The sequence below is a fragment of the Methylomonas sp. MS20 genome (genome assembly GCF_050275925.1).
Lineage (GTDB): Bacteria > Pseudomonadota > Gammaproteobacteria > Methylococcales > Methylomonadaceae > Methylomonas > Methylomonas koyamae_A.
This window is the reverse complement of the sequence record NZ_CP189962.1, coordinates 5377266-5391073: the sequence shown is the minus strand read 5'-3', so window position 1 is coordinate 5391073 and position 13808 is coordinate 5377266. Positions and strand designations below refer to the sequence as shown.

The 13808-nt window shown below is 55.4% G+C and carries 13 protein-coding genes and 1 other RNA gene; 10 read left to right on the top strand and 4 right to left on the bottom strand.

Annotated features, from left to right (window positions below; genetic code table 11):
• Positions 1-278: 278 nt before the first annotated feature.
• From ACQE3D_RS24050 to rimK, 9 genes are all read left to right on the top strand, one after another.
• A complete protein-coding gene (locus ACQE3D_RS24050) occupies positions 279-1481 on the top strand; it encodes an AAA family ATPase (RefSeq protein WP_313730997.1) in 1203 nt (400 codons plus the stop codon).
• Positions 1478-2074 carry a DUF4276 family protein gene (locus tag ACQE3D_RS24045; RefSeq protein ID WP_071160752.1) on the top strand — a complete coding sequence of 199 codons (597 nt, stop codon included), beginning with the start codon at positions 1478-1480 and terminating at the stop codon, positions 2072-2074. Before ACQE3D_RS24050 ends, ACQE3D_RS24045 begins: the two co-directional genes overlap by 4 nt.
• A 366-nt stretch (positions 2075-2440) precedes the next feature.
• Positions 2441-2911 (top strand): hypothetical protein, encoded by a 471-nt coding sequence (locus ACQE3D_RS24040; RefSeq protein WP_313730999.1) that lies wholly within the window; start codon positions 2441-2443, stop codon positions 2909-2911.
• Between the two features lie 789 nt (positions 2912-3700).
• Entirely contained in the window at positions 3701-4195 is a 495-nt protein-coding gene (locus ACQE3D_RS24035; protein ID WP_071160750.1) for an aspartate carbamoyltransferase, read from the top strand.
• A gap of 658 nt (positions 4196-4853) precedes the next feature.
• Positions 4854-5204: RNase P RNA component class A (gene rnpB, locus ACQE3D_RS24030), an RNA gene on the top strand.
• A gap of 27 nt (positions 5205-5231) precedes the next feature.
• Complete coding sequence (locus ACQE3D_RS24025) at positions 5232-5855, top strand: methylthioribulose 1-phosphate dehydratase (protein WP_083386211.1); 624 nt, start codon at positions 5232-5234, stop codon at positions 5853-5855.
• On the top strand, positions 5852-6409 hold the full coding sequence (locus ACQE3D_RS24020) for a 1,2-dihydroxy-3-keto-5-methylthiopentene dioxygenase (protein ID WP_313731001.1): 558 nt from the start codon (positions 5852-5854) through the stop codon (positions 6407-6409). The genes ACQE3D_RS24025 and ACQE3D_RS24020 overlap by 4 nt, the downstream gene beginning before the upstream one ends.
• Complete coding sequence (gene mtnC, locus ACQE3D_RS24015; protein WP_313731002.1) at positions 6406-7080, top strand: acireductone synthase; 675 nt, start codon at positions 6406-6408, stop codon at positions 7078-7080. The genes ACQE3D_RS24020 and mtnC overlap by 4 nt, the downstream gene beginning before the upstream one ends.
• Positions 7081-7095: 15 nt before the next feature.
• Entirely contained in the window at positions 7096-7983 is an 888-nt protein-coding gene (rimK, locus tag ACQE3D_RS24010) for a 30S ribosomal protein S6--L-glutamate ligase (RefSeq protein WP_064028416.1), read from the top strand.
• 10 nt (positions 7984-7993) lie between these two features.
• Here rimK and ACQE3D_RS24005 read toward each other — a convergent pair whose 3' ends face one another.
• Both ACQE3D_RS24005 and ACQE3D_RS24000 read right to left on the bottom strand, forming a co-directional pair.
• The gene (locus ACQE3D_RS24005; RefSeq protein ID WP_313731003.1) at positions 7994-9226 is read right to left on the bottom strand and encodes a sialidase family protein; all 1233 of its coding nucleotides are present in this window, start codon (positions 9224-9226) and stop codon (positions 7994-7996) included.
• Between the two features lie 144 nt (positions 9227-9370).
• The gene (locus tag ACQE3D_RS24000; protein WP_071160745.1) at positions 9371-11791 is read right to left on the bottom strand and encodes a TonB-dependent receptor; all 2421 of its coding nucleotides are present in this window, start codon (positions 11789-11791) and stop codon (positions 9371-9373) included.
• Positions 11792-12195: 404 nt separating this feature from the next.
• Between ACQE3D_RS24000 and ACQE3D_RS23995 the strand changes: the two genes are divergently transcribed.
• Positions 12196-12684 carry a TlpA family protein disulfide reductase gene (locus ACQE3D_RS23995; RefSeq protein WP_313731005.1) on the top strand — a complete coding sequence of 163 codons (489 nt, stop codon included), beginning with the start codon at positions 12196-12198 and terminating at the stop codon, positions 12682-12684.
• 27 nt (positions 12685-12711) lie between these two features.
• Here ACQE3D_RS23995 and ACQE3D_RS23990 read toward each other — a convergent pair whose 3' ends face one another.
• Together ACQE3D_RS23990 and ACQE3D_RS23985 are read right to left on the bottom strand one after the other, a co-directional pair.
• Positions 12712-13122: an ExbD/TolR family protein gene (locus ACQE3D_RS23990; RefSeq protein ID WP_064028409.1), complete on the bottom strand. Its 411-nt coding sequence runs from the start codon at positions 13120-13122 to the stop codon at positions 12712-12714.
• A 3-nt stretch (positions 13123-13125) separates the two neighbouring features.
• Positions 13126-13794, bottom strand: coding sequence for a MotA/TolQ/ExbB proton channel family protein (locus ACQE3D_RS23985; RefSeq protein ID WP_064028407.1), 669 nt, complete (start codon positions 13792-13794; stop codon positions 13126-13128).
• Positions 13795-13808 lie beyond the last annotated feature (14 nt).

Genomic DNA, 13808 nt, shown 5'->3' with positions numbered 1-13808 from the left:
CATTGATTCTCGGCCTGTTATTTATGTGCAGACTCGTAATCGTGTGTGTTTATGGGATCAAGTGAAGCTTGATGCACATCCAATTCCCGTCCGTATAATAATTTCCAAGGACAAGAAAGAACAATTTAGTTGTTATTCGAATAAGTGTTGAGATTAGATTGCGCATTTCAGGTTGAAATCAACGTTACTCCAATTGTGCGGCAACCAAAAGCTATATGCGTAATGACGGAATTGTTTGACCGCTGTTGTTGTATATCCACTCTAGAGAGCCTAGCCCCATGGCCCATGCCCATATCACTCGCGTCGTATTACGGAACTACAAAAGCATCGGTTATTGCAACGTAAAATTGGACCAGCTGACTTATTTGGTTGGGGCAAACGGTTCCGGTAAAAGCAATTTCCTCGACGCCTTACACTTGGTGCGAGATGCCTTAACCAGTTCGTTGGACAACGCCTTAAACGAACGCGGCGGCCTGTCGGAAGTGCGCAGATATTCGAGCGGCCACCCAAACCATTTCGGCATTCGTCTGGAATTCTCGCTTGCTAACGGGCAAAAAGGACATTATGCATTCAATGTTGGCGCGCTTTCCGGCCAAGGCTACAAAGTGCAGACCGAGGAATGCGTATTGGAAAGTATCGGTAGAGGCCCTTTTTTCCAGATCGATAAAGGTAAACTGCGCAACACTAGCGAGTCGACGTTCCCCTCTGTGACCTCCGACCGCTTGGCCTTGGTCGCTGCTTCCGGCTTGACCGAATTTCGTCCGGTTTTCGATTTGCTCTCCACCATGGGATTTTACAATTTGAATCCCAAGCTAATGCGCGAGCTGCAAAAACCGCAAGAGGGCAGGTTATTAAAGCCGGTTGGAGAAAACATCGCTAGTGTCATAGGTCATTTAGAAAGAGTTTCTCCGGAACGCATGACCATCATCCAGGACTATTTGCAAACCGTCGTACCTATGGTTCATGGCGTGGAGCGTAAGTCCATTGGCCCGATGGAGACTTTGGAATTTCGGCAGGACATGGCCGGCGCTAAGCATCCCTGGCGTTTCCTGGCGCAAAACATGTCGGACGGCACGTTAAGGGCACTGGGAATATTGGCTGCGCTATTTCAGGGTAACCGGGATTATGCCCCCACCTTGATTGGTATCGAAGAGCCGGAAACGGCTTTGCATCCGGCGGCAAGTTCGGCTTTGCGAGAAGCGCTGAATCGGGCGTCGCAAGAAACTCAGATCATTGTTACCAGCCATAGTCCAGACCTGCTCGACGATTTGCAGTTAAGCGCCGATTCAGTATTGTCGGTGGTTTCCGAAAAAGGCGAAACCCGGATAGGTCCCATCGACGAAGCCTCTCGGCAAATGATTCGAGACTCGCTGTTCTCTGCCGGCGAATTGCTGCGCCTCAATCAACTGGTTCCCGACCGCAAACAACTGGAATTGGAAGAACAAAAGCAAACTGATTTATTTGGAGATAGTCGGCCGTGATCAATGTAACCACGATTGTGGAAGGCGATGGCGAAGTCATCGCTTTACCCATTCTGTTACGGCGACTCAACCAGTGGTTAACCCCGGACATATACGTCAATGTGGGGTATCCGATTCGAGTTCGTCGCGACCGCTTTTTAAACAGAGAGGACGAATTTCGCCGCCACTTAAGTCTTGCCGCTAACAAATGCGGGGACGAGGGCTGGATATTGATTCTTTTCGACGCGGATGATGACTGCCCCGCAGAACTGGGTCAAGAGATTTTACACCGCGCTGAAAGTATCGTCCCGCACCGGAAAATTTCCGTGGTGTTGGCAAACAGAGAGTACGAGGCCTGGTTTATCGCAGCCGCCGAATCGCTGCAGGGATATCGAGGCTTTACTTATGATTCGGCAAAGCTTGTCGATCCTGAACAGCCGCGCGATGCCAAGGGGTGGATTAAGGCTTGCATGACCAACCGTTCGTATGGCGAAACTACCGATCAACCGGCATTTTCCGCGCAAATAGACTTGCAGCTAGCGTTTGACCGTAGTCGCTCGTTTAGAAAGCTTTGTAGCGAATGGAGCAAACGGGCGCAGGCTGCTAGCGGGTAGCTTGTCTTCAGTAGATCGTCAATTTCAGATTCAGCAAGGGCCAACCTCCTCGTTCCGCTAACTCTTTATCGACGCACAAGACACGCCCCGATTGCAATCCTATACGCTACCAGCCGGTTCTCCATTCGATAGCGGTTACTAAAGCCGAAGCGCGGTGATCGGCAAATGTCCGCTTTAAGCCATAAGGTAATCATTGGGAGTTTAATTCCCAATATTGGGTTAGGTTCGCTTAGCCCACGCGACTTACCCAAAAAACGCCAATATCTAACATATAAAACCATTTGCTTTTAGAAAAATAGCCTGCGCTTTTGCTGTGCGGACCGGCGCGGTCGGTGCGCGTATTCGGCAACTTTGTAGGAGATCGAGATGAATCAAAATTTGGTTTCGTTAACTTTCAGCGACGTGGCGTTGGCGGAGATCGACGCGGCTTTGAGTACCTTGGAGCGCCACTTCGCCGACTTATCGTCGTTGTCGCCCGAGCAGCGCCGCAATATTTTGAAAATGGGCGATAAGACCGAAGCCTTTTGTCGGCAGACCATGCTGCTGGCCGCGCAGAATAGTCAGGCGTTGCCGCCCAGTCTGAATATGTCCGAAGCCCAAGCCGATTTCAACTGCCTGGATCAAATCCGGCCCCGCTTGCATCGGCTGCGGGATTTGCTGGCGCGGGGCGACGATACCGATATGGCCTTGGGCAGCGACATCTACAGATTTTGTCTGGATGCCTATGCCTCGCTGAAAATTGCCGGTAAGGGTGCGGCATTGGAAACGCTGCGCCAGGCAATGGCGGCGCGCATCAATCGCGGCGCCAAGGCTAAAGTCGAACCACCCGCCCGCTAAGGATCGCGGTGGAATCCGCGGCCGGACTCGGGACCATGCCGTTAAGTGAAGCGGTGACAGCCCATGTAAGCCGCTCGAGGGGCTTCGACTCCGCTCAGCCAGCGAACGGAGTCGAAGCCCGTCATTTCGTTTCGGCTTTGCTCTGCGACCGGATTAACTTAACGGTATTGAGCCACGGGTGACGGGCTGGCCGCCATTTTCAGCCGCCGATAATAAACGCTATTCGGGGTGGGCGTTTGGCAGCAAGCGTCGGCCTGTTTAGCGTAACCGCCCCGCTTTCCGGAAACCCGCTAAACCTAAGCGCCGGTCGCGCTCTGTCATTCGCGATCCCGGTCAACCTATTGGCGCAAATGTCCCGGCGGAAAAGCCAGCTCGATGACCGAATCGGCGGTCGCTTAAGCCAAATAGCTGCAAGGCCAAGCCGAATCGGCCGAGGCGCCGGCCAATCCGGTGCTCGATTGCGGCACATCGCTTTAATCGTCAACCGATAGCGGTTCTCGCGCAAGCCAAATAGGGCATCCGTTGCACCAACGTGGTTCAAAAGTAGGGCTGGATAAGCGCGTGCTTGGGCCGATTTGCTACTCGGTCAAGCCAAGTCGCCGCAAGCTTGGACCTGTGTGCTGCTCGATTGAACCGAAACGGTCCTCGCCGCCAGCAAATGGCTTTAAGCGTAAGTCTCGATGAAAGCGAGGATGCCGGCGATACCCTGGTGTTCGGCTGAACTACCGCCGCCAGTCCGGGTCTTCTTGTTTTAAACGTTCGCAATGTCGAATCGACAAGGGGGAGGCCATGAAAACCATCCTATTATTGATCGTTGCCCTGTTCGCGGGCGGGGCGGCAGCGAAACCAACGGCCGAGCCGCCGTCGGCGGCGCATAGTCCATCGGTGCCTTATGACAGGGCTCAGGCCTTGGAGTCCTTCTCGAAAACCGTCCACGGCGGCATCCTGCATATCGTGGCGAAATCGGCGAGCAACGCCGAGCAGGTTCGGCGGATACAAGACTATTTGCGGCAAACCGCCGCCGAATTCCAGAAAGGCGACTTTTCGTCGACGGAACGCTATCACGGCCCGGACATGCCCGGTTTGGCGCAGATGAAAGCGGCCCAGCCCGGCGAGATTCGTTACGACTTTAAGCGATTGCCCGACGGCGGCCAAATCCATTTCTCGACCGAATACGCGCCGCTGCTGACGGCCCTACACCATTGGTTCGACGCGCAGATCGCCGAGCACGGTAGCGCGGCGTTGCCGGAGCACAGCCAGCACCACGCCACACCGACCGAATAGACCGCGATTTGCCGGCTTTGTTGCTGGCGCTTGGGGGCTCGTTACTGATGTTCCCTTCGGCTCCGCTCAGGGAGCGGACTCCAGCTGAGCGGGGAATGTTCCGGGTGATTGGGAACGCGTGAGCCGCTTGGGGGGAAATTAGCCGTTGTTCCCTTCGGCTCTGCTCAGGGAACGGGCTCCGGCTGCGCGAGGAATGTTTCGGATGGTTGGGAACGCGTGAGCTGCTCGGGGGGAAATTAGCCGTTGTTCCCTTCGGCTCCGCTCAGGGAGCGCACTCCAGCTGAGCGGGGAATGTTTCGGATGGTTGGGAACGCGTGAGCTGCTCGGGGGAAATTAGCCGTTGTTCCCTTCGGCTCTGCTGGACTCCGGCTTTCGGGCACGTGCGGCGCTGAGGTGCTCCAGGAACACGCCCCGCGTTCCCTGAGCGGAGCCGAAGGGATTCGAGTGGCAAGCGCTAGATTCTGATCGTTTTGCCAGTAACGCAAAAAGCCATGCGTGCAAGTTTCTCCGTCGTGGGTGCTCGGAAGCCGGCGTCCGTTCGAATCTAAAGGGCGACAGCGCCGCCGCCGTGCGGATTGCCGAGTGGGTCGCTTGAGTTTTGGCGGCCTTTCGCGTTCGTCCCGCCCAATTTTTTGGCTTTGTCTGTATAATCGCCGCCAGAGTTGGCCGAACAGTCGCCGTTCCGCGCAAGCGGGAGGGAGGAAAGTCCGGGCTCCATAGGGCAGGGTGCCAGGTAATGCCTGGGAGGCGCGAGCCTACGGAAAGTGCCGCAGAAAATATACCGCCTGGTTCGAATCGAACCCGGTAAGGGTGAAATGGTGCGGTAAGAGCGCACCGCGCAACTGGTAACAGGTGTGGCAGGGTAAACCCCACCCGGAGCAAGATCAAATAGAGGAGCATTGGCGTGGCCCGCGCTGTTCCTGGGTAGATTGCTTGAGCGCTTGGGTGATCAAGCGCCTAGATGAATGGCTGTTCACGACAGAACCCGGCTTACAGGCCAACTCTTTCCCTTCTTTTGCAATCCGCAAAATATTCCATGACATCCAAGACCGACGAATTTTTCCGGAAGGCGGAGCAATTGATTGCCGCCGGCCGTTTCATCGACAGCAAGGGCTGGGTGCCGGCGACCAGCGGCAATTTTTCGGCCAGACTTTCCGACGGCAATATCGCGATTACCGTCTCCGGCCGCCACAAGGGCCGGCTGGAACCGGACGACATTATGTTGATCGACAGTCGCGGCCAGTCGCTGGACGGTAAGAAGCCGTCAGCGGAGACCTTGCTGCATACCTCGATTTACCAACGTTTTCCGCAAGTGCAAGCGGTGTTGCATCCGCATTCGGTCAACGCCACGCTGACGGCGCGCCTGTTTCAACACGAAATCGTGCTGGAAGACTACGAATTGTTGAAGGCCTTGCCCGGCATCGCCACCCACGAAACCCGGATCGTCGTGCCGATTTTCGCCAACGATCAGGATATTCCGCGCTTGGCGGCCAGGGTCGAGGCCTATATGGATGCCCACGGCGATGTCCACGGCTACATCATCGCCGGCCACGGGTTTTACACGTGGGGCGCGTCGGTGGACGATGCCTTGCGCCATTTGGAAGCCCTGGAGTTTTTATTCGATATTGAAATTCGCCTACATGGAGTAACACGCTTATGAGCGCTTTAACGATTTTTCCCGCCGGCCAACCCGATCAAGGCCGCACCTTCCGCGAGTTTGCCGACATCGCCGATCGTTTGCGCGATTTAGGCGTGCAATTCGAGCGCTGGCAAGCCGAGCAAGCGTTCGGCGCCGATGCCGATAGCGACACGGTTTTAAGCGCTTACCAAGCTTCGATCAACCAACTGAAACGGCAATACGGTTTTCAGTCGGTGGACGTGATCAGTCTGAACGCCGAGCATCCGAACAAGGAGGCTTTGCGGCAGAAGTTTTTATCCGAGCACACCCACAGCGATTTCGAGGTGCGGTTTTTCGTCGAGGGTAAGGGTTTGTTTTATCTGCATGTCGAGGACCAAGTCCACGCGGTGTTGTGCGAGCAAGGCGATTTGATCAGCGTACCGGCCAACACCCGGCATTGGTTCGATATGGGCGAGCATCCCCATTTCAAATGCATCCGCCTGTTCACGACCGAGGACGGCTGGGTGGCCGAGTTTACCGGCGACAAGATTGCCGAGCGCTTTCCGACTCTGGATCAATACCTGGCGACGCTATGATCGAAGCCATCGTCACCGACATCGAAGGCACTACGTCGTCACTGTCCTTCGTCAAGGAGGTGTTGTTTCCTTACGCGCGGACGCATTTGGCCGATTATGTCGCCAGCCACGCCGACGAGCCGCAAGTCCGGACGTTGTTGGACGATGCCGCTCAATTGATGGGCGGGACGGCGGATCGGGCCGCGATTGTCGAACAATTGAGAGCCTGGATAGACGCCGATCAAAAGATTACGCCTTTGAAATCCTTGCAGGGCCTGATCTGGCTGGACGGCTACCGCAACGGCGATTTCACCGGTCACATTTATGAGGATGCGGTACGCAATCTTAAGGCTTGGCATGCCCAGGGCTATCAGCTGTACGTGTACTCGTCCGGCTCGGTGCAGGCGCAAAAATTGTTGTTCGGCCATAGCGATTTCGGCGATTTGACGCCGCTGTTTTCCGGCTACTTCGACACTCATATCGGCGGCAAGCGCGAAGCCGATTCCTACCGGCGTATCGCCGCCGCGCTGGGTTTCCCGGCCGATCGGATTTTATTCCTGTCGGACATACGCGAAGAACTGGATGCGGCTCGCGAAGCCGGCATGGCGACGCGCTGGCTGGTGCGCGAGCAAGTACCCAATCTCGATGCTGAGCATCCGCAAGTCGCCGATTTCGACGCGGTTCAACCCTAACCACGGCCGGCGGCCATGAAAATTGCGATTCTGTCCCGCGACGCCACTCTGTATTCCAGTGTGCGTCTGGTCGAGGCCGCCACGGCGCGCGGACATCAGGCCAGGGTGTTCGACCCGACCCATTGCTATATGAACATCACCTCGATGAAGCCGTCTATCCATTATATGGGTGAGGATTTGTTGAGTTACGATGCGGTGATTCCGCGCATCGGCGCGTCGATCACCTTTTACGGCACGGCGGTATTGCGCCAGTTCGAGGTGATGAACACGTTCACGTTGAATAACTCGGCGGCGATCAGCCGTTCCCGCGACAAACTGGCATCCAGCCAATTATTGGCCCGCAAAGGTATCGATCTGCCGATTACCGCGTTCGCGCACAATCCCGACAACATCGAAGACCTGATCGCCGAAGTCGGCGGCGCGCCGCTGGTGATTAAATTGGTGGAAGGCTCGCAAGGCATCGGCGTGGTGCTGGCCGAAACGCATAACGCCGCGCATAGCGTGATTCAGGCCTTTATGGGTTTGAACGCCAACATAATGGTGCAGGAATTTATCCAGGAAGCGGCCGGCAGCGACATTCGCTGTTTTGTCATCGGCGAAAAGGTGGTGGCGGCGATGAAACGCCAAGGCCGCGAAGGCGAGTTCCGCTCCAATCTGCATCGCGGCGGCAGCGCCAGCGTGGTCCGGCTGACGCCGCAAGAACGCGCCACCGCAGTCGGCGCCGCGAAAGTGATGGGTTTGGATGTCTGCGGCGTGGATTTGCTGCGTTCCAAGCGCGGACCGTTGGTGATGGAAGTCAATTCCTCGCCGGGGCTGGAAGGTATCGAAAAAACCTGTGGTAAGGACATCGCCGGCTTGATGATCGAATATATCGAAAAAAACGCCAAAAAAAAGCCGGCATAAGTTCGGCTGTTTACTGGGTCAGCGGAACGAAGCGGTAGCCGCGATCCGTTTGCCAGGACAAATACACGTCCCGGTCGTCTCCGATCAGAAAGGCGTCATCGGCCTTGCCTGTCGTGGTTGCCAAGGTTTCTGCCGGCGACCAGCTTTCGCCGGAATCGCCCGAGTGCAGGTGCCTCACTATATTCCGATTGCCGTCGAATTCGGACCAAACCACCCAAACTTGTCGGTCTTTGGCTAGCACGTGGGGGTGTTTGGCGCCGGCGCCGCCAAATGGATACGGCGGGGAAAAGTCTCGGCCCTGATTGATCGAGCGGGTATAAAACAGGCCCGGCCGGGATTCGGTGCCGCTAAACCAGACCACATGATAGGCGCCGTCGTCGATGGACAGCGCCGGGCCGTGGTGAGGACAGGCGTCGATTTTCCAGTTTGCGTTTTCGACGCGCTTGACGGGGCCAGGCGTGTCCCAGTCTACGAATTTGTCGATGGCGTGATCGCGGATGCCGCCGTCGAAAACATGCCGCCAAAGGACTACCGGCAGATTGTCGCTGTCGATCTCGGTACCCAGACGGCAGCATTCGCAACTGTGAGGGGCCAGTATCCGGTTGGGTTGAAAGCTTTGTCCGCCGTCCCGCGACCACGTGAAATAGACCGCCGAGCCGTCGAAGGGCCGATTTTCGGCTTTGGCCTTGTCCTTATCGCGAGCGTCCAGCCATGCGATGAAGACTTCGCCATTTTGTCCAACCGCAAGGCTGTCGAAGCGGTGGCCGGTGATATTGGGATCGTCGTTGATCGTGACCGGTTTGCTAAAACTTCGCCCGCCATCGTTGGAACGAGAAAATCGAATGTGCCCGCTATGGCGTTTTTCCAGATTTTGAGTCCAAGTCACGAATAAATTGCCTTGTCGATCGGCTTTGATTTTAGGCCGATATTCGCCGTGCGAGGCGACGGCTTCCGGTTCGGCATTGACCCGCGATGGCTCGGAGAAGTGCTGGCCTTTGTCGGTCGAGGATTGTAAATAAACGTGCTTGTCGTTGGCCCAGACGATCCAAAGCGTGCCGTCGGCGTCGAAGGTCGGTGTGACGGTATCCGAGCAAGCGCGATGGGGTGTCGGTGCCGGGCAAGCCGGCGCCTGATCGGCGGGCGATGCTTCGGCCAAGGTTGGCGATTCGGTCGACAGCGGTTGTTCGGCGCAGCCATTAAATAGCCAAAGCGCCGCGATTGCAAAAACAAAGGTTTTTTTCATGAGGTGAAGTGTTTAGCCGGCGCTCCGGTCGTGCTTCCGGAAGTCGGCGGCGGTTGTCGGGCGGGGCTGTTTCCAATAGCCCCGCTGTTTCGGGTCCGGGCCGCTGGGTAGCGGACATCGGCTGTTCGGTGGCGGGTTTGCCGTCTAGAACTTGTAGCCGATTTGAGCAAAGAATGTCCGTTGCGGCAACGGATGGTTAAAGAAGGCTTGATAGTCGTTGATATTATCGACCCCCGCCGAGATATGTCCGGCATTGTTGAAGCGGTAAGTGGCTTTCAGATCGACGTAGACCGATTCGGTAAAGGCCGCGTAATAGGGCAATTGCAGATCCTTGTTGTCGAGCTGGGCGTACATTCTGCCTTGGTAGCGGGTACCGACCGAAAAGTCCCAGTCTTTGCCGTAGTGGTAGGTCGTTAACAGGTTGGCTCGATAGTCAGGTAGCAGCGGAAAGCTCTTGCTGACGTAATTGACGTTGGCATCGTTCTTCAGAATTTTCGAATTCAAAATCGTCGTATCCAGTTTGATGTCGAAATTCGAGTCGAATACCCGGTCTTGGTTGATTGTCAAATCGATACCGTTAATTTCCACTTCGTCGATTGACGCCAACAGGCTGCTGAAGTTGCTGGCGTTCAGGTTCAAGCCGCCCGGCCCGAAGGTAGCGGGGTCTTGAGCGATCAATAACGAGTTGGAGATCGTCGAACTGTAAATGGCGTTGCGCACGTTTTCATGGAACAGATTCAAGCGGATATACCCGTTATTGAAATCGTACTCCCCCATCAGGTTGTGGTGGGTTCCGTCTTCCGGCTTCAATAGCGAATTGGCCAGACTGACGCTACCCCTCAAACTGTTCGAGTTGTCGAACAATTCGCCCACCAGCGGAAACCGGTAGGCTTTGGCGACCGAGTAGCGGAATTTCCAGCGGCCCGGTTCGTAGCCCAACGAGAATTTTGGCGACCATGTCGATGCTTGACGGTCCCGTGGCGAGTAATTATTGTTGCCGGACAGATAAATGCCGTCCGACACGTTCCAACGTTCCAACCGGCTACCGAATGTGGCGTCCCAGTCCTGGATAAACCGCCATGACAGTTGGCCGAACAGGCCGTAGGTGTCGGTCGCGCCGCCGCTACGCAAGGTTAGCCGATCGCGGTTGGTGGCCGTATAGTTGCTGGTACTGTATTGGCTGGTGAACATTTTGGCGTGTTGATATTCCATGCCGGTCGAAAACGACAGGTCTTCGCGATCGAAGAACTTTTGGTTGTCGAATTTCGTTGAAATATTGACCCAGCCCATGCTGTCGACATCGCTGATTTGGCCGGCATTGGTATTGTTGGGGTCGCTGGGATTCAAGGACGAGGAGATCGTCTGGTCGTGCAGGACGTCAAAATAACTGACGTGGGTGTCGGTGTTCCAATTGCCGAATAGCTGGCCTTTCAAGCCGCCACCTAGCGTTAGAGTTTGCCGATTTTGTTGGCTGGCGCCGAAATTGGTCCCGACCGGGACGATCCGTAAGCCGTTGTAGTTGTAAGTCGTGCTGCCGTTACCGTAGACCGGCGTACCGTCGGCCTTGCGCAGATAAGTTTGGCCAACGCTGGTGACGTCCAGATTTTCGAAAGCGACGGTGAACAAAGCGTCGAGTTGCGGATTGATTTGATAGCCGCCTTTCCATTTGTACAAATCGTCCACCGAATGCACGACACCGCTGTCGCCATAGGATAGTCGAGGCTGGCCGGCATAACCGCCTTGGTTGGCCTGATTTCCGACGGCTCGGGGATTGCGCTCGAGATAGGCGCCGCTGACCGATCCGGCTCCGGAGGTGTAGGCTCTTAGCGCGCCGCCGTTGGCACCGGACGTATTCGAGTAGTTATAGGTGGTCATCGGCTGGCCTTCGTTCTCTAAATGGTTGTAAGAGAAGTAGCTGCTGAAGTCGCCGAACTTATCGCCGTAAGAGCCGAAGGTCCGGAATCCTTGCAGGTTTTTGCTGGTGCCTTCGAACTGATAGGGTTGGAAGATATAGGTTGCCTCGGTATAGACCTCGCGCTTTTGCGGTAGCAGAGTATTGAAGTTGATCACGCCGCCCATGGCGTTGCCGCTGTATTCGGCGGAGAACGGTCCCGATAGAATATCGACCGATTTGATTTCGCCCGGACCGATCAATCCCCAGCGCGGCGAGCCGTTGAACGAATATTGCAAGGCGTTCCAGATTGGCATGCCATCCATAAATACCATGACCCGGCCGCCTTGGTAAGGATTGGAGCCGCGCATGCCGACCGGTGCATTCGGATCGCCGATATAACGTTGTCTGACGAATACGCCGGATTCGAATTTGATTGAATCGGAGGTGGTGACGGCGTTGGTCTCGGCGATGTCTTTCTTGGAGATTTTGGTTTTAGGCGTTGATAGGTCGGTTTTCGAGGGCTTTTCCGGGCGGCCGTCTTCGGAATCTTCCGAAACGATAACATCGGCTAGTGTGTTGTCCTTGGATTCCGCCGCTTGCAAATTATGCGATGAATGCAGGATGGTGGGTAGTGCCAGTAGCAATGATGTCTTTTTTATGGTTTCTCGCATGTCGAGTGTTCCTTGAAAATAAAATTGGCTCGCCAAGGCCGGACGGAAGCGTGTTCGCCCGGTTTTGGGAATAGCGTTGCGCGAGCAATTTTGGAGCCTGTAATTCAAGGCAATGATAAATAAATGGTTTTATTCGGGAGGGAGCCAATATTTAAATAAACTATGTTATATAAAATATTAATGGCTGGCAGTATCTGGGAAATCACCGAAAATGGACTGCGGCGGGGTCCGGCAGATTGGCGGTTATTAAGCCGTTGAAGCCAAATCTGCGATAGTGCTCAAACAATTTTCGGCAATTCGGGCGAACCGTGACGCTTGAGATTCTTGGTCGCAAAATGGTGGCGGCAAATGATTTTAAAACTATGTTATTTGACGGAGTTTTACTCCGTATTGCCGAGGAAATGATGAAAATACTTAGATGGCTGGTTTGGGTTGCGTGCGTGCTGGCCGGCTGGCATTCGGCTGTTGCCGATGAGATAGCGTTCAAGCCGTTTCGGATCGATAGCTATCGGCAAATTCTTGCCGAGTCCGCGCACGCGCCGTTGTTGTTGGCGATTTGGTCGGTGGATTGTCCGTCCTGCCTGAAAGACATGAAGAACTTAAGGGCGCTGCACGAAAAACATCCGGAGCTGAAGATCGTCATGCTCGCGGTCGACGACGGCGAGGCTTTGCCGGAGATACGCAGAATCATTGGCGATGAGCGCCTGGCGGCGCTGGATAACTGGGTGTTCGCCGACGAAAATTCGGAAAAATTGCGTTATGAAATCGATCCGGCGTGGTTCGGGGAATTGCCTAGAACCTATTTCTTCGATGCGGCTCATCGGCGAACAGGTAAGAGCGGTGCCTTAACGATGGATGAGTTCGAGGCCGAACTCGCCAAGTTAAAGCACTAGGCCTTAGGCAATGCTTGGTTTGGCGCTTTATTGCTCGACAGTGACGAAGGCCAGTTTGGAAATACCGGCATGTTGCACCGTTGCCATCACTTCGGCGACTTTACCGTAGTTAACGCCTTGGTCCGCGTAGATGTGGATCACGATGTCGGGATTGGCGGCTAATTCGCCCTGCAACGTGGTCTCCAATCCAGCCAAGTCGGCGATCGGGTTTTTGTTCAGCGTGACGCCGCCCTGCGCGTCGATGCCGAGTTGCATCGGCTGTTTTTCGGTGTCAGGGGTGGTCGAGGCGGTTTTGGGTAGCGCCACATTGACCGATTGCGTTAACAGCGGCGCGGTGACCAGCAGGATGATCACCAGTACCAACATGACGTCGACCAGCGGCGTGACGTTGATTTCGCTAACGGCTTCGTCTTCTTCGGAATTGGTTTTAAAGCCCATCGATTACTCCTTGTCTTTGGCGTTGTCGCCGAACGCGATATGCAGGAAACCGTCCACGAAATTTTCCAGTGAGGCGCGGTGATGCTTAGCCCGGCGCATGAAAAAATTGTAGGCCAATACGGCCGGAACCGCTACCGCGATACCGATCGCGGTGGCGATTAGCGCGTCGCCGATCGGACCGGCGACCACGTCCAGACTGGCCGAGCCGCTGGCGCTGATGTCGTGCATTGCGTGCATGATGCCCAACACTGTGCCGAATAAGCCGACGAACGGCGCGGTGCTGCCGATACTGGCCAGCATCGTCAGTCCGCTTTCCATTTTGCGCTGTTCCATCTGGGTTTGGTGCCGCAAGGTTTGCTCCAGCAAGTCTTGCGGCGAGCCGCGGAATCGCAGGCTTGCGCAAGTCTCGGGATGGCTCATTTCAGCCAGCCAAGTAAAGCCGCAGGTTGCGACACGCGCCTTAGGGCCGCGCAACTTTTCGGCTGGCAATTGCTGGGCGGCGGATAGATCGGCGGAGTCCCAAAACGCTTCGTTGAATTGCTTGTTGTAATAGTTGTTTTTAGCGAACTGCCAGATTTTGAAAAAAATCAAAGTCCAGGTTATCAACGAAAACGCCAGCAACGTATACAACGTGGCGTCGATAACCAATTCCGGGGCTATATGGTAGGGCATTAATTTCTCCGTTT

Excerpts from the sequence above, each read along its gene's own strand:
- ACQE3D_RS24020 (WP_313731001.1), top strand. The coding sequence starts at position 5,852 with ATGAGCGCTTTAACGATTTTTCCCGCCGGCCAACCCGATCAAGGCCGC.
- ACQE3D_RS24050 (WP_313730997.1), top strand. The coding sequence starts at position 279 with ATGGCCCATGCCCATATCACTCGCGTCGTATTACGGAACTACAAAAGC.
- ACQE3D_RS24005 (WP_313731003.1), bottom strand. The coding sequence starts at position 9,226 with ATGAAAAAAACCTTTGTTTTTGCAATCGCGGCGCTTTGGCTATTTAAT.
- ACQE3D_RS23985 (WP_064028407.1), bottom strand. The coding sequence starts at position 13,794 with ATGCCCTACCATATAGCCCCGGAATTGGTTATCGACGCCACGTTGTAT.
- ACQE3D_RS24025 (WP_083386211.1), top strand. The coding sequence starts at position 5,232 with ATGACATCCAAGACCGACGAATTTTTCCGGAAGGCGGAGCAATTGATT.
- mtnC (WP_313731002.1), top strand. The coding sequence starts at position 6,406 with ATGATCGAAGCCATCGTCACCGACATCGAAGGCACTACGTCGTCACTG.
- ACQE3D_RS24040 (WP_313730999.1), top strand. The coding sequence starts at position 2,441 with ATGAATCAAAATTTGGTTTCGTTAACTTTCAGCGACGTGGCGTTGGCG.
- ACQE3D_RS24000 (WP_071160745.1), bottom strand. The coding sequence starts at position 11,791 with ATGCGAGAAACCATAAAAAAGACATCATTGCTACTGGCACTACCCACC.
- ACQE3D_RS24035 (WP_071160750.1), top strand. The coding sequence starts at position 3,701 with ATGAAAACCATCCTATTATTGATCGTTGCCCTGTTCGCGGGCGGGGCG.
- ACQE3D_RS23990 (WP_064028409.1), bottom strand. The coding sequence starts at position 13,122 with ATGGGCTTTAAAACCAATTCCGAAGAAGACGAAGCCGTTAGCGAAATC.
- rimK (WP_064028416.1), top strand. The coding sequence starts at position 7,096 with ATGAAAATTGCGATTCTGTCCCGCGACGCCACTCTGTATTCCAGTGTG.
- ACQE3D_RS23995 (WP_313731005.1), top strand. The coding sequence starts at position 12,196 with ATGAAAATACTTAGATGGCTGGTTTGGGTTGCGTGCGTGCTGGCCGGC.